This is a genomic window from Sphingobacterium sp. G1-14 (genome assembly GCF_002196555.1).
Taxonomy (GTDB): domain Bacteria; phylum Bacteroidota; class Bacteroidia; order Sphingobacteriales; family Sphingobacteriaceae; genus Sphingobacterium; species Sphingobacterium siyangense.
Map to the genome: position 1 here is coordinate 3,213,703 of NZ_CP021381.1, position 19,445 is coordinate 3,233,147.

Below are 19,445 nucleotides of genomic sequence, written 5' to 3' on the forward strand. Positions count from 1 at the left end.
AACAATGAAATCAAATAGATATACCTCATTAGCCATCGCCTTATTGGCTTCTCTTGCTCTAAATTCCTGCAAAAAGTTTTTAGATCTTCAGCCTACCTCCACGGTAACGAGTGAAAATGCCTATCTCACGGGAGACAATATTGAGAAAGCATTAAACGGGGCCTATAATTCTTTTATAGGCAATGGTACCCGCCCAGGAAGCAATGCCAATTATTATCAATGGGAGATGATTTTACAGACCGATATCCGTTCGGACAATGCGCATGCGGCCGGTGGTGGCGAAATAGATTTTGCACAAATTGACTATAATACCATTACCAATACCAATGAAATGGTACGCAGGGATTGGGAAGAACTGTATGGAGCAATCTCAAAATGCAATATCGTTATCGACAATGTTGATAAAGTCACAGATCCTACTTTTTCGGATGAAAGACGCAAACAAATTCTTGGAGAAGCTTCATTTTTAAGAGCCTTCCATTATTATCAATTGGTCAAACTTTATGGTGGTGTACCCTTGGAAAAACACTCCAACAGTACAGATGCCGAAGTATTACGCATCAAGCGATCAACTGTAGAGGAGGTTTATGATTTTATAGATTCGGATCTACAAGTGGCAGCAAACAATCTTCCCGATGGATTTGGACAAGCCTCTATTGACAAGGTTAGAGCTACAAAAGGTGCTGCAAATGCCTTGCTGACCAAGATATGGGCACAACGCCCTGATCGAGATTACAATAAGGTATTGCAATACGCCGATGCAGTGATTACTGGAAAAGGTGGCTATCAGCTCCTTCAAAACTATGCGGATCTTTTTGACGGTAAACATAACTATAATAGTGAATCTATCATAGAGATTCCCTATATCGCCGGCAGTCCCAATCTAAGCTGTTGGGGTGGCGCATTCTTTTTCCCGGATCTTGATGAAAATGGCCAAATCAACGAAAACGAATGGCGCCGGTATGGCACACCTTCGAAAGATCTTGTTGAAGCTTATGACAGCGCTGGCGACACTGAACGAAAGAATGCCAACATCTGGTTTTTCTCTGTCCCTTGGGCAGATGAGTTTTGGAACCCTTGTGGAGATGCCGAAACAGAAATCCCATTTAATGTAAAGCAAAAACATGCCAACAGCTTCCAAAGCGGCGATCATTTTTACCTTTTGCGGCTTGCGGACATCATTCTGCTTAAAGCAGAGGCTCAAAACGCCTTGGGAAATACTTCTGGTGCGATAAACACCATCAACGTCATACGTCATCGCGCAGGGCTGTCCGATTTATCCGGTGTCAGCTCCGGTGCACTAAAGGCCATCATTCTCAACGAGCGCCGATTAGAACTTGCTTTCGAAGGTCAACGTTGGGATGATTTAAATCGTTATGGTGTCACAGTAGATGTAATGAATAAATTAAATGAAATAAAATTTACATGCGATAACGGCAAACAGAGCAACCCCACGTTGATTAAGTATAATTTTAACCAAAATAGCCTTCTCCTTCCAATACCATTATTGGAAATGCAGGCAAACCCAAGCCTGACTCAAAACCCAGGCTATTAATTAGACCAATCATAGGCTGTTCTGAGAATTTACTCTTTGAACAGCCTTTTTTACTCATACACTTTATTATGACTCGTTTTAAATCACTGGATATCTTCCGTGGATTTACACTTGCGGCTATGATTCTCGTCAATAATCCCGGCAACTATCATCATGTATTTCCTCAACTTGAGCACTCCATCTGGCATGGATGCACATTTACAGATCTTATATTTCCATTTTTCTTATTTGCTGTTGGAAACTCGATGGCATTTTTTTTAAAAAATATAGATCAACAGGCTCCATCAGCCTATTGGCAAAAAGTTGCGAAAAGAACGGGCATCCTTTTTATGCTGGGCATCTTTTTAAATGTTTTTCCTTTTGTAGAATGGAATAGCCTTCACAAGCTGGAATGGATTCCATTTGCCAAGTACAGGTATTTCGGCGTATTGCAACGTATTGCGATCTGTTATTTCAGTTGCGCCACGTTAATATATTATTTGAAAGATAAAGGCACAATTATCATCGGTGCGGCATTTCTCTTGTTCTATTGGTTGATTTGCTACTATAGTAATCCATCGGATCCTTACAGTTTGGATGGTTGGTTCGGAACTACACTTGATATTCGAATCTTTGGTGCATCCCACCTCTATCACGGCGAGGGCACAGCATTTGATCCAGAGGATATCTGGAGCGTATTACCAGCCATCAGTCAAACGATATTCGGGTATATTACCGGAAAGTACATTATTCACAAACTGACAGGAAAAAGGGAGCTGATGAACCTAGTTGTCGTAGGTCTGTCCTTTACCCTGATTGGTTATCTATGGTCATTTGTTTTTCCTATTAATAAGAAGATCTGGACCAGCAGCTACGCCGTATTCAGCACTGGAATTGCACTCTCTTTTCTTGGTATATTAATCTATCTTATTGAATTTCAAAACATCAGAGGGAAAATTTACACTGTCCTTGACGATTTCGGTAAGAATACACTATTTATCTATTGTCTTAGCGGCTTAATCCCCACGATTTGTTCTTTTATTCTCATCGGGGATACACATCAAAATCTTTGGAACTTAAGCTACCACTCCCTGTTTGATAGCTGGCAAAACCAACGATTATCCTCCGCCCTATTTGCGCTGCTATTTGTCGCTTTGAATTGGTTGATCGCATATGGCCTACGGAAGAACAAGATCTATATCAAAATCTAGGTCAAGGTGCTTTGGCTTAAAATAGGCAATCTGAATAATAGGAATAAAAAAAAGGGCCAAGGCCCTTTTTATATATAAAGATATGGATAAGATATACCGCAGCTACTTTTAGAAAACGCCCCATCTTTGTTTTACTAATTCCGCTATTACAGTATGCTGACGCTAAAATAGCTCAAACTAACTACACAGAGAAAAAACTTAGGGGGACAAAGGGGGGACAAAAACCAATTACCTGAAAAACAGCAAATTGAAACACATATTTAAATAAAAAAAAACGCTAATTTATTTTAAATAACCATAATAGAAGCCATACTTCGCTTAAAATTCTTGTCCGGAAATATAAAAAAAAGAAAACCTGAGGTTGGGAGCCCCAGGTTTTAACTAACCAATTATTAACCTAAATTATGAAAAGTCTTTTTTTAATATTCTACACAAAGAATATTTCAACTATTGGACCAAAATCGCGCATAAATTACTATTTCACATTTCTTTAACAGATTACTGAGATTGAAATGACTAAACGGAAGACATTTCCAAAATAAGAATAGAACATATACTGTTAACAGAAATTAAAGAGGCTATTCGGAGCCAATTTTTCATAAGAGAAATCAGGTTCTGCCGCAACATCAGGTAAAATCTTTGATTTTGTTAAGAAATGTATTTTAGCGGGTTGTCTTTCTGCTGCCAATTTGACCAATTCCATCATGTAGTGATTGCTCTGATATCTTTTTACTTGTCCTTTTATATCTTCAAACCCGCTATACTGGCCGTATTGATCAATATATCCCATCCCATAAAAAACACCATTTTCGATGACAATACAGCTTTTTTCATCCGAATTACGTCCTTTATCGATCAATACAAAGGATGGCTGCTGTTTGAGCCAATCCTCGATACAACGTTCCACCCGTGTATTGTGTAGGTCTCGATCGGGTAATTCGGTCTTTTTTAGCGCTTTCGTAGACAAACTGGCGTGCCCAAACTGACAAAATTGCGGATTAATAGCGTCATGCTGAATAAAGCTTTGCAACAACTGAATAGCGTCATATTCACGCTGAAACAGCTGAATACATTCTTGTCCCCTTGTTGTCTTCCCAATAGCCAGATGGAGATAGCCATTTTGATCCTCATAAGAGAACAAACCAAATTTAGGCTCATACCGTTTAAGTGCTCTATTATATTTTGGCCAGAACTTTTTGATTTCCGCACATTCCAACAACAATGACATCAGCTCTGTCCCGCAGCACTCATAACTTATATGATGAATTTCTTTTAAGAAATGTTGCCTTTGCGCTTGAATATTATTCCCTGTAAAATGAGACAATACTCTTTTTTTTATATTGACGGCTTTGCCAACATAAATTACTTTTCCAGCTTTGTCATGAAAATAATAGACTCCAGCCTCGTTGGGCAATTGTTCATACTCCAAGGGATTTAAATGCGGTGGAAAACGTTGATCTAGCGCTTTATGTTTAATCATATCCTGAAATACCTGTTCGGTATCTAGCACTTTCAAATAAGCAAAGAGAATGGCTGTTGCATCAGCGTCGCCACCCGCACGGTGCCTATTTTCAATCGGGATATCTAGATAATCACATAGGCGTCCCAAACTATAGGACAATAATCCCGGCTTTATTTTTCGCGCATAGCGTACTGTACACAATTTAATCGCCGACCACTCGAAACCCGATTCCTGAAGCTGAAATCGAATGAATGAATAATCAAAATTTACATTATGTGCAACAAAAATACGGTCTTTGAGCATTTCATAAATGTGCTCGGCTACCTGATCAAATAACGGAGCGTCCTTCACCATGTCATTGTTTATACCCGTAAGCGCAAAAATCGAATTCGGAATCTCTTTCCCTGGATTCACCAAGGTCTCCCAACGTTCCAAAACCTGATTACCATCATGAATAACAATGGCAACCTCTGTGATCCTGCTCGATTTTGCATTGCCACCTGTAGTCTCTATGTCCACAATGGCAAATTCTTGTCTTTTGCTTTGATTTACACTCATAACGCAAAGCAAACATACTAAAAATATTAGCTATTCAAAAGGATCACCGCAATTTTACAAAACACGGACGCCAATTATACAATCTAGCTGATAGAAATAGCTGTTTTTCTAAACTACTGTTCATGTTATATATTGCTGGATTTTGTTTATTTTGGCTTTTCTTAATTAAATTCATGCTCATGGAAGTAATACAAAAAAATAACGATAAACATGGTAGCTTTGAGGTTATCGATCAGGAAAAGTCAGTGGCACAAATGACCTATACCTGGGCTGGCCCTACAAAATTCATTATAGACCACACGGAAGTAAATTCAGAATACGCAGGAAAAGGGCTAGGTAAACAGCTATTGATGGCGGCAGTGACTTATGCACGTAAAGAAAAATTAAAAATTATGCCTCTATGTCCTTTTGCAAAATCAGTTTTTGATAAGGACCCAGCATTAGCCGATGTGCTTTTTTAAGACCTCGCCAATGTGAAAAAAGATGGTTAGATTGCTGTAGCAATGTATCTAACCATCTTTCTTTGCTCCCTGTTTAGCTAATGGGCAGTTGCTAATCAAGTTTGATTGCTAATTTGTTTATCAACTTAAAAATGAGATCAGCCGTTAGTTTGGCCGTTCTGGAATCAATATCAAAATGTGGATTGAATTCGGCAAAATCGACAGATTTTAGATTAGGCAGATCCAGTAGCATATCGTAGATCATAAAAAACAAATGATCAGGGACAATACCGTTAAATGCCAATGCACTTACTCCCGGTGCATAGGCTGCAGCGAAAGCATCAAGATCAACCGTCAAATACACATAATCCACTAATTTGGAAAAACTAACAATTTGCTCCCGGATCAGATCAAGTTTTTCAATGACCAGACTCTCTCGCGCAATAATCCGCACATTCTTCTCTTTGGCATAGGCGAGCAATCCTTTGGTATTACTAATTTCCTGAATACCGATCGCCAAGTAATGAAATGGCAAATCAGCTTTAGACTGATCCTGCTCGATTTGAAAGAAGCCCGTTCCAGAATTCCCTTTGCCATCCTGCAATGGACGGATGTCTAAATGGGCATCCAAATTAATAATGCCAAGACTTTGGTTACGACTCTTTAGAAATTCTTTAACACCCAAATAATGGCCGTAAGTTACTTCATGGCCACCACCTAAGATGACTGGAAATCCTTCTTGTTCGAGAATACAATTTAATGCAGCCCCAAGCCCCTGTTGAGATAGCTCTAAATCACTGTCTTTTATAAGTATATCACCGCAGTCTTTAAGTTTTAGTTTATCAGAAAAATGTACAGGAAGGTTTGTTAATACATTCCGAAGTGCTGTCGGTCCATCTTTGGCTCCTACACGACCTTGATTGCGTCCAACCCCCTCATCGCTACAGAATCCGAGAAAAGCAATGGACTGCCTTAAATCGGGCTGCCCGAGAAGATCAACACAATCCATTAATTGATGCCAGCGCATCCATTCACGATCCTGCCCATCGATACGCCCCTTCCAGACCGCTTGGTCTCCTTTGTTGTATATTTCCGGATTATTCAACAATAAGTTCATTCGCTCAGATCAAATAATTGTTCGATAATATCGTCATCTACAAGTTGCGCGCGGGTAACTTGCAATGTCGTATTTTTCTCCATTGCACGATCTAGCGCCTGATTAGCTTCCTTATTTCTAGCCCAGGCGCGCCTAGCAATCCCATTATTCACATCAAAATACAGCATCTTTTCTAACTTAAAAGCTGCTTCTTCAGAGCCATCTAGCAGTAGACCGAAGCCTCCGTTGATGACTTCACCCCAACCGACTCCGCCGCCATTGTGAATAGATACCCAAGTGGCCCCCCGGAAACTGTCGCCAATTACGTTATGAATAGCCATATCTGCTGTAAATTGACTGCCGTCGTAGATATTGCTTGTTTCCCGATAAGGTGAATCGGTACCGCTCACATCATGATGGTCTCTTCCCAAAACAATAGGTGCTTCAAATAAGCCACTTTTTACGGCTTCATTAAAAGCCTTTGCTATGGCAATACGTCCATTGGAATCTGCATAAAGAATACGCGCCTGAGAGCCTACTACAAGTCTATTTTTACCAGCTTCTTTGATCCATTGAATATTATCTTGCATCTGCTGCTGAATCTCCACAGGGGCTTCTTTTCGGAGCTTTTCTAAAACTGTCATGGCTATTTCGTCTGATTTTTGGAGATCCGAAGTCTTTCCAGACGTGCAAACCCAGCGAAATGGTCCAAAACCATAGTCAAAACACATTGGACCAAGAATATCCTGCACATAAGATGGGTAGCGGAACTGATCCTTTTTATCATTCCATACGGCTGCACCAGCACGACTGCTTTCCAACAGAAACGCATTGCCGTAATCAAAGAAATAGGTTCCCTTGGATACATGCTTATTGATGGCATCGACATGTCGTACTAAGCTTTCTTGTACACATCGCTTAAACCGGTCAGGATCGGTCGCTAACAGCGCATTGGATGCTGCAAAGGTCAGCCCCATTGGATAATAGCCCCCAGACCAGGGATTATGTAATGATGTCTGATCAGATCCTACCGTGATGTGGATATTTTCGCGATCAAAGGCTTCCCACACTTCGACAATATTACCGATATAGGCGAAGGAAATTGTTTCCTTTTGATCCATCGCCAACTGTACCTGTTCAACGAGTTCATTGATATTTTCTATCAATCGGTCTACCCAACCCTGTTCATGCCGCTTTTTTGCCGCAGCGGGATTTATTTCAGCGCATACGGTGATACAGCCGGCAATATTACCTGCTTTGGGCTGTGCGCCACTCATACCTCCCAAACCAGAAGTCAAAAACACCTTGCCTTGAATGGTATCGTCTACTGCTAAATGTTTTCGAAAAGCGTTCATGACAGTAATTGTGGTGCCATGCACAATACCCTGCGGACCAATATACATATAGGAACCTGCTGTCATCTGTCCATATTGTGTAACACCTAAGGCGTTAAAACGTTCCCAGTCATCCGGTTTCGAATAGTTTGGAATCATCATGCCATTGGTTACAACAACACGAGGTGCATGTTGTGAGGAAGGGAAAAGCCCCATTGGATGACCACTGTAAAGATGTAAAGTTTGCTCATCTGTCATCTGCGAAAGATACTGCATGGTGAGGCGATATTGAGCCCAATTTTGGAAAACAGCTCCATTCCCACCATAGGTAATCAGTTCATGGGGATGTTGTGCTACAGCTGGATCGAGGTTGTTCTGAATCATCAACATAATAGCTGCCGCCTGCTTACTCACTGCTGGATAATCATCTATCGGTCGAGCGTGCATTGCATATTGGGGTCTAAAGCGGTACATGTAGATTCGCCCAAAACTACGAAGCTCCTCTAAAAATTCAGGTGCTAAAACCGTATGCCATTGTTTTGGAAAATAACGCAATGCATTCCGTAGGGCCAGCTTCTCTTCCGACTTGGTGAGAATATCCTTTCGTCTGGGGGCATGACTTATTGTATGATCTCGTTCTACTTTTGGAGGTAATACGGTCGGAATACCTTCCGCAACCTCACTCTTAAATGTATCTTCCATGTTGTTATATTGAGAATACTTCCTGACCATTTTTCCATACTGCTGTAGGCTGCAAGCTTCCTTGGTAGTAGGTAATATCCTGATAATTATCTGTTTTAAATAAACTAAAATCTGCTTTCATGCCCTTGGTCAACACGCCGCGATCCGACAGGTTTAAGGCTTTTGCAGCACGGTAGGTTAGTGCCGCAAGCAGCTCAGCATTCGTCAACTTTTCTGCTGTTGCCAAAATACTCGCACTCGTCAGTAACTGTCCCATGGGCGCGGAACCTGGATTCCAGTCACTTCCTATTGCCAAACATGCCCCTGCATCCAGCAACTTTCTAGCAGGTGTAAAACCACATCCCAGACCGATAGAGGCTGCAGGCAGCGCCACAGCAACAGTAGCTGAGTGTGCGATGAGTTCTATTTCAGCCGCAGTTGATGCTTCAAGATGATCCGCGGATTGCGCACCGAGTTCTACAGCAATCTGACTTCCCGAAGTGGTAAACTGATCGGCATGAATAGTCAGATCAAAACCCATTTCTTTTGCTTTTCGTAAATAGGCCACAATGTCTTCCCCCTGAAAAGCCGTTTTTTCGATAAATGCGTCAATCCGATTCGATAGCCCTTCTGATTTCAATAGGGGAAAAAGATCTGTTGTGATCAGATGAAGATAATCTTTTGCGGATCCGTCGAAGTCCCGTGGGAGCATATGTGCAGCCAAACAAGTTGGAATAAGGTCTGATGCTGTACGACGATCCGATTTCTGAATGCCCCGTAATATCTTAAGTTCTTCTTTAACATTGAGGCCGTAACCACTTTTAACTTCAATTGTTGTGATTCCTTGCCTTAATAGAAAATTTGCGCGCTGGATAGTGAGATCAATCAATTCTTCTGCCTTACAATCCCGCGTATGGGAAACGGTGCTCCAGATCCCACCTCCTGCCGCTGCAATCTCCAGGTAGCTTGAGCCTGCATTTCGAAGGGCGAAATCATTCGCTCGATTACCGGCAAAAGCAATATGTGTATGGCAATCAATAAAGCCTGGCAGAGCGACTTGATCCCCTTCTACAAGTACAAGTGCCGCCTCCTTTCCCCATTGCAGTTGTAATTGCTCAAAATCCCCCACTTCCAATATATGGTTACCCGCTATTAAAATACCTCCTTCTTTAATAATAGCCAATTGTTTATCGTGGAGTGCCCCATTTACGGGCATATTTGACAGCGTTAATACCTGCCTAAAAGGTCCAACTAATTTCAGCTCTTTTTCCATCATTCTTCGTTTAAAACATTTCAAACCTTTGTTTCAAATCCGCTTCAATCTCACCTGTAGCATATTGACGATGCAATGTGATCAGTTCGCCTGATTTTACGAGGCTTAGTGCCTCCGTCAGCAGCTCTTCCATAGGTTGATCGGATTCAATATGCGGAATAGACTGGCGAATTCTTGCATGGATAGCTTCCAATGCTGCAGTCGATTTTAATGGCTGATGGTAATCTTTGGCCTGTGCCGCACATAACAGTTCAATACTTAGTATTTTATCGACATTGTCAATGACCTGCAGTAATTTTCGGCCGGCAATAGATCCCATACTGACATGATCTTCCTGGCCTAAAGAGGTAGGAATACTATCTGCACTTGCAGGAAAACAAAGTCCTTTATTCTCACTTGCTATCGCGGCAGTGCTATATTGTAAGATCATAAATCCTGAATTGAGACCGGTTGACTTCATTAACAATTTTGGGACTCCGTTGGTTTGACCTTCTAAAGACAAATAGACCCTTCGGTCCGAAATATTGCCAATTTCCGATGCGGCCAGTGTGGCATAATCCAAAGGCAGAGCAATTGACTGTCCGTGAAAGCTACCGCCACTAATGGTTAGTTCATCATTAATGATCACAGGATTATCGGTCACTGCATTTATTTCGATTTCTATGGTATCCTTCAAATGAAACCAAGCATTGCGTGATACTCCATGGACCTGAGGGATACAGCGCAGCGAGTAGGGATCTTGTACACGAGAACAGTCTTTGTGGCTTTCCAAAATGGCCGAGCCATGAAGCATGTTAAAAATGCTTGCAGCGACATAGCGGTTTCCTGGGTGCGGGCGTAATTGATGTAATTCTGTAAAAAATGGTTTTATTGAACCATTTAAGCCTTCAATCATTAAGGTAGCAATAATGTCAGCGTTCTGAAGTACACGATTTAACTCGGCAACAGCCATCACACCATGTGCCGCCATAAATTGAGTTCCATTGATTAAAGCCAGCCCTTCTTTTGCGCCCAGCTGAACCGGTGCCATACCGTGTTTTTCCAAAACGGCAGCTGTCTCCACAATCTCCCCTTCTACGTTAACTTTTCCTAAACCAATCAATGGTAAAAATAAATGTGACAATGGGGCCAAATCACCCGATGCGCCGACAGAACCTTGTTTGGGAACCACAGGAATGACATGATTTTCAATATGCCAAATAATCCGCTCAATCGTCGCATACTGAACTCCTGAAAATCCTTTAGAAAGCGCGTGAACTTTAAGAATAAGCATCAATTTGGCCAAATCGTTGGCTATAGGTTCTCCCATACCGACAGCATGGCTTTTTAGAATATTTTCCTGTAACAGCTGCGTTTGACTTGCATCAATAAGTGTGGTGCACAATGGACCAAAACCTGTATTGATCCCATAGACAACCTCACCGCGCTCTACTATTTTCCTGACATAACTGGCGCTTTGCTCGATCTTATCCTTGACTTCGGGGGAAATTTCCCCGGTAACCGTTCCTTTTGCTATCGCTAAAGCTGTGGAGCATGTTAGCTGCCCACTGCCATATAAAAATTTTTCCATTATCATAACTGCTTTACTCAAATGTACTTGCTATATTTGATAATTAGAAATACCATTTTTATCATCAATTGATAACCATGAATTATCAAATAGAGCTAAGACATTTACTGTATTTTAAAGTATTGGCGGAAGAACTGCATTTTAGAAGGGCTGCCGAAAAATTGTTTATTGCGCAGCCAGGCTTGAGCAGGCAAATTAAGCAGCTGGAGGAATCCTATGGCGTAACACTCTTTGAGCGTAATAAACGAAATGTTCAAATGACTGAAGCGGGGATGTATCTCTTTCAGGAGGTGAAAGAACTATTTAGGCACTTGGATCAGATTGAAACTCAACTTCAAAGTTTTGCCAACGGTAAAATAAGCACCTTAAAGCTGGGGTTTATCGGGTCGGCTGTTCAAACAATCTTACCGCAATTGCTTGTCACCTTAAAACAGCAGCAGCCTGATATCGAGTTATCACTTCACGAACTAGCGAATGAAACCCAGCTGGATCTGCTGGAGAAAAAAGAACTGGACTTAGGGTTTGTTCGTCTTTCCGAAACGCCCCCCGGGTTATGTAGCCTGCCTATACATACAGAGCACTTTAGCCTCGTTTTACCCAACGATCATCCCCTATTGAAGTCGCCGCAACCAAGTCTTGATGCGTTCAAAAATGAATCATTTATCTTATTTTCCAAAAACTATAGCCACTCTTATTATGATCTCGTGATGAGTATTTTTAGTGATCATAAGTTTATCCCCAAAGTTACTTTACGCACAGTGAATGCTTTAACTATTTTCAATATGGTTGCTCAGGGACTGGGTGTTGCAATAGTTCCTTCATCTTTAAAGAACGGATACCATGTTGATGTCACTTTCCTTGAATTGACCACTTTACCACAACGAACAACGCTCTCTTTAGTTTGGAATGCCCAAAATCGTAATCCCGGTATTCCATTAGTTATTCAGATCATCGCTTCGCAAACCAACAAAGCTGGACCTGATACTGCCGACATAAACAATAATAGCTAAGCCTGCATCAAAAGAATGTCAAATAAATTGTTCGGATAAGCTTGTTATTGTATTGCATATAAAAAACAAATTCTCTAAGTTTGATATATTTACTAAACTTTATTTAAAAAACGAATTATGATTTTAGAAGTAGCTGTATTACAAATTATTGAAGGGCAACAGTCCGATTTTGAAAGAGATTATAAAACAGCTTGCCAGTATATTAGTGCGAGTAAAGGTTATATCACGCATTCCTTACGTAAATGTATTGAAAAAGATAACCAGTACATTTTGTTGGTTGAATGGGAAACTTTAGAAGACCATACCATTGGTTTCAGGGAGTCGGCATTATTTAAGGAATGGGAGAAACTTTTACACCATTACTACGATCCATTTCCAACAGTCGAACATTATGAAGTGTTAAAATAGTAGTTTTGTCGTCCTTTTCTACAATAATCTAGTATCTTTGTAGAAATTTTTGATATTCAACTTTTAACCCCTATAACGTCACAAGCGTTATAGCTTTGAACAGAACAAGATGTACACAAAAGAAAAAGCAAAAGTAAATAGTTTTACGGTAGATCATACCAAGTTAAAACAAGGGATCTACGCTAAAGCTTCTACAACCAATAACAGCAATGTTGAGAGTTATACAACTTACGACATTCGCATGATCAGACCGAATTCTCCGGAGCGTATGCTATCACCTGAGGTCATGCATACCTTAGAACATTGTTTTGCAACAGAAATTAGAACCATCTTAGGTGATGAAGTTATTTATGTTGGGCCAATGGGCTGTTGCACGGGATTTTATGTTGTACTGGCTGGAACAGCGAAAACTCCTCAGAACGTGGCGGAATTGATGAAAGAAGTATTAGAGACTGTTCTTACAGAAGGATACGAAGTACCTTTCCAAAATCCAATTAGCTGCGGAAACTACACATTCATGGATTTTCCCACCTCAAAACAGGCTTGTGTTAACTTCTTAAATCTAATTACTGCCGAAGAATTGGAATTTGAGTATCCATATATCGAAGAAAATTAAATGATCCTGAATAAAGATATTGAAACGATTATCTTGGTAGCAAATAAAAATGAGCTATCTTTTAATTCGACAAGTGAATCGACTTTTGTATACGAAATTGGTGTAGGTAAAGTAAATGCGCTCCTGTCCGTAGCTACGCTTTACGAAGACATCAAAGCATTAGGGATCAGTCCTGTTCTTCTCAATGTTGGCACGGTAGGTTGTACAAGGCATCCGATAGGCCATGTCCTTTATCCGGCATACTATGCACAAGGGGATGCTTATACGGATGGATTTTTCCTGGAAAACACCTTGTTTTTTAAAGGTCAAGGCGTATTGGAATCCATATCTCGTGATGAATTTCGCTACGAAGATGCACTTTTGACATCGGATCGTTTTATCAATGTAAATACTGCTTTTTATCAGGATATCAAACATTTTAATCCTTTGGCATTTGATATGGAATCTTATGCCCTAGCGAATTTCTGTTTTCAAAAAAATCTCACCTTTCATAGTATTAAAATTGTTTCAGACAATTGTGATGGCACAGTTAAAGATTGGGAAAGTATTTTAGGAGAAATTTCAGGGAGATTAGGTGATATTCTCGATCAATTCATGAAAAAGCTGGATAACGAAAAAGCTGCTGCGGTCAGTATATCGTAATCTAATGAAATAGCAAAAAAAAGACCTGTAGAAATAAAGGTCTTTTTTTTGCAAATTACCGTGTTCTTTCTTCAACAGCTTCCCTCTTGTCTTTCTAATTTGAATTTATTCAAACTATTCTCTCCCGAGGTTGTTCAGATAAGTGGATTACAAGCCCATCGTTATTTCAATATAACTCTTCCACACTGCAAATAAATCGATCTAATATTCTTATGAAGAAAAAGAAGAAAATAATAATTTCAAATAGACTGCCGATACAAATAGAACGAAAAAAAGAAAAATTAATCATCAAGCCTAGTGCGGGCGGACTGGCAACCGGTTTAAATTCCGCCTTTGATACGGATGAAATACTTTGGGTTGGCTGGCCGGGAATTGTTCCCAAAGATGAAGAGGAAAAAGAAAAGATTGTCGAGCTTCTCAAACCGATGAGCTTACTTCCTGTTTTCTTATCAAAAGATGAAATACATAATTTCTACGAAGGTTATTCCAATGAGGTCCTCTGGCCTATTTGCCACTATCAGCCGAGCTACATCCATTTTGACCGCGAATATTGGTCTACCTATGTCATGGTAAATAAGAAATTCTGCGAGGCTGCGCTTTCTATCGATGAGCCATCCGATTTTATTTGGGTCCATGATTATCAGCTTATGCTGCTCCCTCAACTGCTGCGTTCAGAGAAACAAGAGCTCAACATCGGTTATTTTCACCATATTCCTTTTCCTTCGGAGGAACTCTTTATGAACATTCCGCAACGTAAAGAATTGGTTGAAGGTTTACTGGGAGCAGATCTTATCGGATTTCATACTTTCGCCGATAGTCAGAACTTTCTAAATGCCTGCAAAAAAATATTGCATGTATCATCTGGACATAACCAGCTCAAGTACAAAGACCGTCATATATTTATAGAATCCTTTCCGATGGGCATTGATTTTGATAAATTCGTCGAAGTCAGCAGTCAGCCTAAAATCCAGTCGATTGCAAGCCAATTCCGGAGCCATTTTCCCGATCAAAAGATTATTATAGCTGTCGATAGGCTCGATTATAGCAAAGGCATATTAGAGCGATTACGTGCTTTTCTCACTTTCCTTGAAAAATACCCCGAATGGCATACAAAAGTTATATTGTATATGCTTATCGTACCCTCTAGGGATAAGGTATCGCAATACAAAAAACTGAAAGATGAGATTAACCGGAAGGTGAGTGAAATCAACTCCATTTATGGCAATCTAAGCTGGACGCCGGTACTATATTTTTACAAATCACTTCCATTCGAGGAGCTGGTTGGATTATATGTTGCATCCGATATCTGTATGATTACATCTACGCGAGATGGGATGAATCTTGTAAGTAAAGAATACATCGCCAGTAAGACTTTATCAAAGGGGGTATTGATTTTAAGTGAGTTTGCAGGCGCCTCCAAGGAACTCGTTGATGCCTTGATTATTAACCCCTATAATCGTACAGAAACGGCAGACAGTATTTACCAAGCGCTTAAAATGCCGCCCGAAGAAATTCAGGAACGTACCGATGCCAATATTCAGATTATACAGAAGTTTAATGTGCAGCATTGGGTGCAGCTCTTTACCAATCGTTTGGCCGAGACCAAAGCCATACAACGTGACGAATGGGCAAGACGAATCTCGGATAAGGTATTGAATAGTATTTCAGAAAGGTATAGCAAAAGTAGCAATAGACTCTTTTTTCTGGACTATGACGGTACTTTGGTCAAATTCCAGAATCATGCCCAGAAAGCGAGTCCGACGACCCTGTTGTATAACCTTTTGGATAATATCATTTCTGATCCACTCAATACATTGGTCATCATAAGCGGCCGATCACAAGAGAGCTTATCGTCTTGGTTTGACGGTCGATCGTACTATTTAGTTGCCGAACATGGCATTTGGTCAAATTTCCCAAATTTCAACTGGTCGTATAAGAAAGGATTGGCCCTCCACTGGATGCCTGAAGTAAAAAAGCTGATGGAAAAACTGGCCGATCAAACTCCGGGGGCTTACATCGAGGTCAAGCCCTACTCGTTAGCTTGGCATTATAGAAAAGTGGAACTGGGCTTAGGCGAACTTAAAGCAACCGAGCTAAAGGAGATCTTAATCCCAATGCTCAACGACTATGGATTACAGTTACTAGACGGAAATGCTGTCATTGAGGTCAAAAATACAGAAATTAATAAAGGTAAGGCGGCATTGGAAATCGCAGGACATATAAAAGCAGATTTCATGTTGGCTATTGGCGACGACATTACCGACGAGGATCTATTCAGGTATCTACCGCAATCGACCATAAGTATTAAGGTAGGCAGCAACAAATCTGCAGCAAAATATTATTTAGATGAACAAGAAGATGTTCTTCAATTTTTAAATCAACTTATCCTAAAATAATGAACGAAAATACAACAGAAAACAGACATATCTACCAATCTGGAATCATTGGAAATTGTTCCTACATAGCGCATGTTGGCATCGATACAAACATATCATGGTTGTGCTGGCCATCGTTCGAAGATAGCTTTGTATTCGGCAGTATGATCGATAAAAATCAAGGTGGAACTTTCAAGATCAGTTCAGAGGAAGCAGTTGTGGAAACCAAGCAATATTACATCAAAAATTCAAATGTGCTCTGCACGGAAATCCATACGGAATCCTATGCCTATCGTATTACAGATTTTGCACCACGTTTTGAACAATTCGGGCGGTATTTTAAACCGTTGATGCTGATACGAAAGATCGAACCACTGCATGGTGCCCCTAGCGTCAACATCAGATGTCAGCCGACTGCTGACTACGGCCGATTGCCACTTAAGCCTACCCGTGGCAGTAACCATATTCTTTATAGCAACGATCAGGTCGGAGAACGGATTCGACTTACCACTGATCTGCCTATTTCACATTTCTTCCAAGAGGAAAGCTGGACCATTATCAGTGAAAATAAATACCTTATACTGACGTATGATGCAGCTTTCGAATCGGCCATTGTAAGCACCTGTGAGGATTTCCTCCATAAGACGCTCAGTTATTGGCAGCGATGGATTAAAAGGTGTAGTATCCCCAACATTTATCAAACAGAAGTAATCCGATCGGCTCTGGTGCTGAAACTTCATCAATATGAGGATACAGGAGCAATTATCGCCGCATCAACAACTAGTCTTCCCGAATATCCAGGTTCGGGAAGAAACTGGGACTACCGTTATTGCTGGGTACGTGATAGTTATTATGTCTTAACAGCATTGACACACATCGGTCAGTTTGAAGAAATGGAAAGCTTTGCTAATTATATTGCTGGCATCACGCATCGCAACCCTGGAAGACTTCAACCTTTGTATGGTATCCTTGGTACCACCGAACTGACAGAACAGATCTTACCTTACCTAAAAGGCTATCAGGATAACGGTCCAGTGCGGATTGGCAATCAAGCTTTTGAACATATCCAAAATGATGTATACGGCCAAGCAATGATTGCCTTGTTACCTCTTTTCACTGATCAGCGTTTTAAAATCCATGAAAACAAGAATGTTTTAGGCTGGGTAAATTTCATTCTCGAAAAGATTGAGGCTACTATCGAGGAAAAAGATGCCGGTATCTGGGAGTTTAGAAATTTTGCCAACCACCATTGTTATTCCAATCTTTTTCAATGGGTCGGATGTAAGGCGGCCCTATTGATTGCGCGTCAAAATGGTTATCAAGATATGGAGGATCGCGCGAATGTCCTCTTAAAAAAAGCAGAAGCTTACATCGAGGCCTGTTATGACGAAGAGCGAAAAGTCTATCAGAATGCTATTGATAGCCGGAATTTAGACGCCAGTACCTTGCAGCTCATTGTCATGGATTACCTTGACCCAAAATCGGAACGCGCCCTTCATCATCTCGAAATGCTGGAAAAAGAATTAAAAGGTGAAAATGGACTTTTCTATCGCTATAAACATCAGGATGATTTCGGCAGACCCAAATCCACTTTCTTAGTCTGTGCATTTTGGTACGTGGAAGCGCTAGCCTGTGTCGGCCGTGTGGAGGAAGCGAAAGAGATCCTCGAACGTTTGCTGACCTACAGCAATCACCTGGGGCTGTTCAGTGAAGATGTTACCGAGGACAATGGCAGCCAATGGGGCAATTTCCCACAGGCCTACAGTCACGTTGGCTTGATGAATGCCGTTTATCGTCTTGCCATCAAATTAGATAAACCAATTTTTCAATGACATAAAAACAAAATGTGCGATCAAAATAAATTGATCGCACATTTTTACGCTTATAATTGCCAATTAAATGGCCTTGATAAAATATTACAATTTATCCAGCCAGTTTTCTACCTCTTCTTTGGTTTTTCCGGTCTTTTGTTGCAATTTACCCAACAATTCATCTTCCTTTCCCTCGGCATACAACAGATCATCATCGGTTAAATCTGCATATTGCTGTTTCACTTTACCTTTCAGCTCGTTCCAACGGCCTTTCCATGTTAAATTACTCATAAATGCTCCTTGTTTTTAAAAAATGAAATGTATGTACTTTTATATTAATGTCTGTTTATAGCTGTCAAAATGTTCACAGATCTCCTCCATCCCGATTCGCTTGCCCATCAAGTCTATAAAACGGTTTTTATACAAGGAAAATATGTATAAACCCGTTGCCAAACTCCCTATGACAAAAATACCTTCCAGCTCATTGCTCTTCACAAGCTTGTTGTTCAGGTGACACTCTTTGAGTAACGGAATATTATAAGAAGACCATTTACCCATTTTATCTTTGAGTACCAAACCAATATTTTTTGTCCCTGTCATCATTTCAGCTCCTTTTATTAGAAAAACAGCTACGTTGCTTCAAATGTTTTCTAATTTTTGTCATTTTGAAAAGAATAGGTCTTTCATACACAAGAGCAAGTAATTATACGGTGGCGTCCAAAAAAAATGTTTCCAATTGATTAATTGGAAACATACTGTTAAAGATTGCTTTTACTATTTTTTGTTAGCGTTTACCTGGTAAATAGATTTGAAAACCTACGCCAACGCCTAAACCACTCGCACCGCTGCCTGTATTAATATTAGCCTTGCTATAATTGTAGCCAAAGGTAGCTTCCAAAGCAACAGTTCGTGTGATAAAATGTGCATATCCAACATTGGCTCCTACAGCCAGTGCGACATCTTTGCCCCTAGAACTTCCTGAAATACCAATATCTCCCTGTCCAAAAAACCGACCTGTACTTGATCCCGCATTTGGAAAGTAATAACGCACAAATGGCGCTACACCATAAGTCCATTCATTATCAGCATCTTTTTGAGTAGCCAAGCCAAGATTTGCCTGTGCACCAATAGCCAATCCATCGGACACGAAATAACCAGCTCGTGGTTGAAGTGCTACATTAAATGATTTTCCTTCAAAACTATAGCCAAGATTACCGATCGATCCACCGACCATCCAATTTCCTTGTCGAATAGGTTCAATTCCGACATCCGAGGACATCTGTGGCGTAGTTTCAATTTTCTGAGCATGGGCCTGATACCCAATTCCTGCTGTTATTAATAAAAGAAGTGTCAATTTTCTCATAGTATCTCTATTATCTAAATTACTTTAGTTTAATAACAAGATCGACAAATGAAAAGTTTTA

The 19,445-nt window shown here is 40.5% G+C and carries 17 protein-coding genes; 9 read left to right on the forward strand and 8 right to left on the reverse strand.

All coding sequences use genetic code 11. From position 1 onward, the window contains the following. Positions 1 to 4 precede the first annotated feature (4 nt). Both CBM24_RS13535 and CBM24_RS13540 read left to right on the forward strand, forming a co-directional pair. Entirely contained in the window at positions 5 to 1,555 is a 1,551-nt protein-coding gene (locus CBM24_RS13535) for a RagB/SusD family nutrient uptake outer membrane protein (RefSeq protein WP_088161625.1), read from the forward strand. A gap of 68 nt (positions 1,556 to 1,623) precedes the next feature. After that, complete coding sequence (locus CBM24_RS13540) at positions 1,624 to 2,745, forward strand: acyltransferase family protein (RefSeq protein WP_088161626.1); 1,122 nt, start codon at positions 1,624 to 1,626, stop codon at positions 2,743 to 2,745. 559 nt (positions 2,746 to 3,304) lie between these two features. Here CBM24_RS13540 and CBM24_RS13545 read toward each other — a convergent pair. Beyond that, positions 3,305 to 4,765: an exonuclease domain-containing protein gene (locus tag CBM24_RS13545; protein WP_232475533.1), complete on the reverse strand. Its 1,461-nt coding sequence runs from the start codon at positions 4,763 to 4,765 to the stop codon at positions 3,305 to 3,307. Positions 4,766 to 4,944: 179 nt separating this feature from the next. Between CBM24_RS13545 and CBM24_RS13550 the strand changes: the two genes are divergently transcribed. Next, positions 4,945 to 5,226, forward strand: a complete 282-nt coding sequence (locus CBM24_RS13550; protein ID WP_088163560.1) for a GNAT family N-acetyltransferase — start codon at positions 4,945 to 4,947, stop codon at positions 5,224 to 5,226. A gap of 91 nt (positions 5,227 to 5,317) precedes the next feature. Here the strand turns inward: CBM24_RS13550 and hutG are convergent, their stop codons facing one another. From hutG to hutH, 4 genes are read right to left on the reverse strand one after another with little or no spacing between them, the layout of a single operon-like run. Further along, positions 5,318 to 6,322 (reverse strand): formimidoylglutamase, encoded by a 1,005-nt coding sequence (gene hutG, locus CBM24_RS13555; protein WP_088161628.1) that lies wholly within the window; start codon positions 6,320 to 6,322, stop codon positions 5,318 to 5,320. Next, positions 6,319 to 8,337 carry a urocanate hydratase gene (locus CBM24_RS13560; RefSeq protein ID WP_075992691.1) on the reverse strand — a complete coding sequence of 673 codons (2,019 nt, stop codon included), beginning with the start codon at positions 8,335 to 8,337 and terminating at the stop codon, positions 6,319 to 6,321. The genes hutG and CBM24_RS13560 overlap by 4 nt, the downstream gene beginning before the upstream one ends. A 4-nt stretch (positions 8,338 to 8,341) precedes the next feature. After that, positions 8,342 to 9,592 carry an imidazolonepropionase gene (gene hutI, locus CBM24_RS13565; protein WP_172840693.1) on the reverse strand — a complete coding sequence of 417 codons (1,251 nt, stop codon included), beginning with the start codon at positions 9,590 to 9,592 and terminating at the stop codon, positions 8,342 to 8,344. A gap of 7 nt (positions 9,593 to 9,599) precedes the next feature. Further along, entirely contained in the window at positions 9,600 to 11,159 is a 1,560-nt protein-coding gene (gene hutH, locus CBM24_RS13570) for a histidine ammonia-lyase (RefSeq protein WP_232475534.1), read from the reverse strand. Positions 11,160 to 11,236: 77 nt separating this feature from the next. On the opposite strand from hutH, the gene CBM24_RS13575 reads away from it, so the two are divergent. The 6 genes from CBM24_RS13575 to CBM24_RS13600 all read left to right on the forward strand — a co-directional run bounded on the left by CBM24_RS13575 (position 11,237) and on the right by CBM24_RS13600 (position 18,042). Continuing rightward, positions 11,237 to 12,169, forward strand: a complete 933-nt coding sequence (locus tag CBM24_RS13575) for a LysR family transcriptional regulator (protein WP_088161630.1) — start codon at positions 11,237 to 11,239, stop codon at positions 12,167 to 12,169. Between the two features lie 117 nt (positions 12,170 to 12,286). Beyond that, a complete protein-coding gene (locus CBM24_RS13580; RefSeq protein WP_088161631.1) occupies positions 12,287 to 12,577 on the forward strand; it encodes an antibiotic biosynthesis monooxygenase family protein in 291 nt (96 codons plus the stop codon). A 109-nt stretch (positions 12,578 to 12,686) separates the two neighbouring features. After that, a complete protein-coding gene (locus CBM24_RS13585) occupies positions 12,687 to 13,193 on the forward strand; it encodes an S-ribosylhomocysteine lyase (RefSeq protein WP_075992695.1) in 507 nt (168 codons plus the stop codon). After that, entirely contained in the window at positions 13,194 to 13,835 is a 642-nt protein-coding gene (locus CBM24_RS13590) for a hypothetical protein (protein WP_075992696.1), read from the forward strand. It begins immediately after the preceding gene. Between the two features lie 212 nt (positions 13,836 to 14,047). Next, the gene (locus tag CBM24_RS13595; protein ID WP_088161632.1) at positions 14,048 to 16,231 is read left to right on the forward strand and encodes a bifunctional alpha,alpha-trehalose-phosphate synthase (UDP-forming)/trehalose-phosphatase; all 2,184 of its coding nucleotides are present in this window, start codon (positions 14,048 to 14,050) and stop codon (positions 16,229 to 16,231) included. Next, the gene (locus CBM24_RS13600) at positions 16,231 to 18,042 is read left to right on the forward strand and encodes a glycoside hydrolase family 15 protein (protein ID WP_088161633.1); all 1,812 of its coding nucleotides are present in this window, start codon (positions 16,231 to 16,233) and stop codon (positions 18,040 to 18,042) included. Before CBM24_RS13595 ends, CBM24_RS13600 begins: the two co-directional genes overlap by 1 nt. Before the next feature lie 84 nt (positions 18,043 to 18,126). On the opposite strand, the gene CBM24_RS13605 is transcribed toward CBM24_RS13600, so the two are convergent. The 3 genes from CBM24_RS13605 to CBM24_RS13615 form a co-directional block, all read right to left on the reverse strand. Then, a complete protein-coding gene (locus CBM24_RS13605) occupies positions 18,127 to 18,312 on the reverse strand; it encodes a CsbD family protein (protein ID WP_075992699.1) in 186 nt (61 codons plus the stop codon). A 39-nt stretch (positions 18,313 to 18,351) separates the two neighbouring features. Next, positions 18,352 to 18,624, reverse strand: coding sequence for a hypothetical protein (locus CBM24_RS13610; RefSeq protein ID WP_088161634.1), 273 nt, complete (start codon positions 18,622 to 18,624; stop codon positions 18,352 to 18,354). A 181-nt stretch (positions 18,625 to 18,805) separates the two neighbouring features. Continuing rightward, on the reverse strand, positions 18,806 to 19,384 hold the full coding sequence (locus tag CBM24_RS13615) for a hypothetical protein (protein WP_075992701.1): 579 nt from the start codon (positions 19,382 to 19,384) through the stop codon (positions 18,806 to 18,808). Positions 19,385 to 19,445 lie beyond the last annotated feature (61 nt).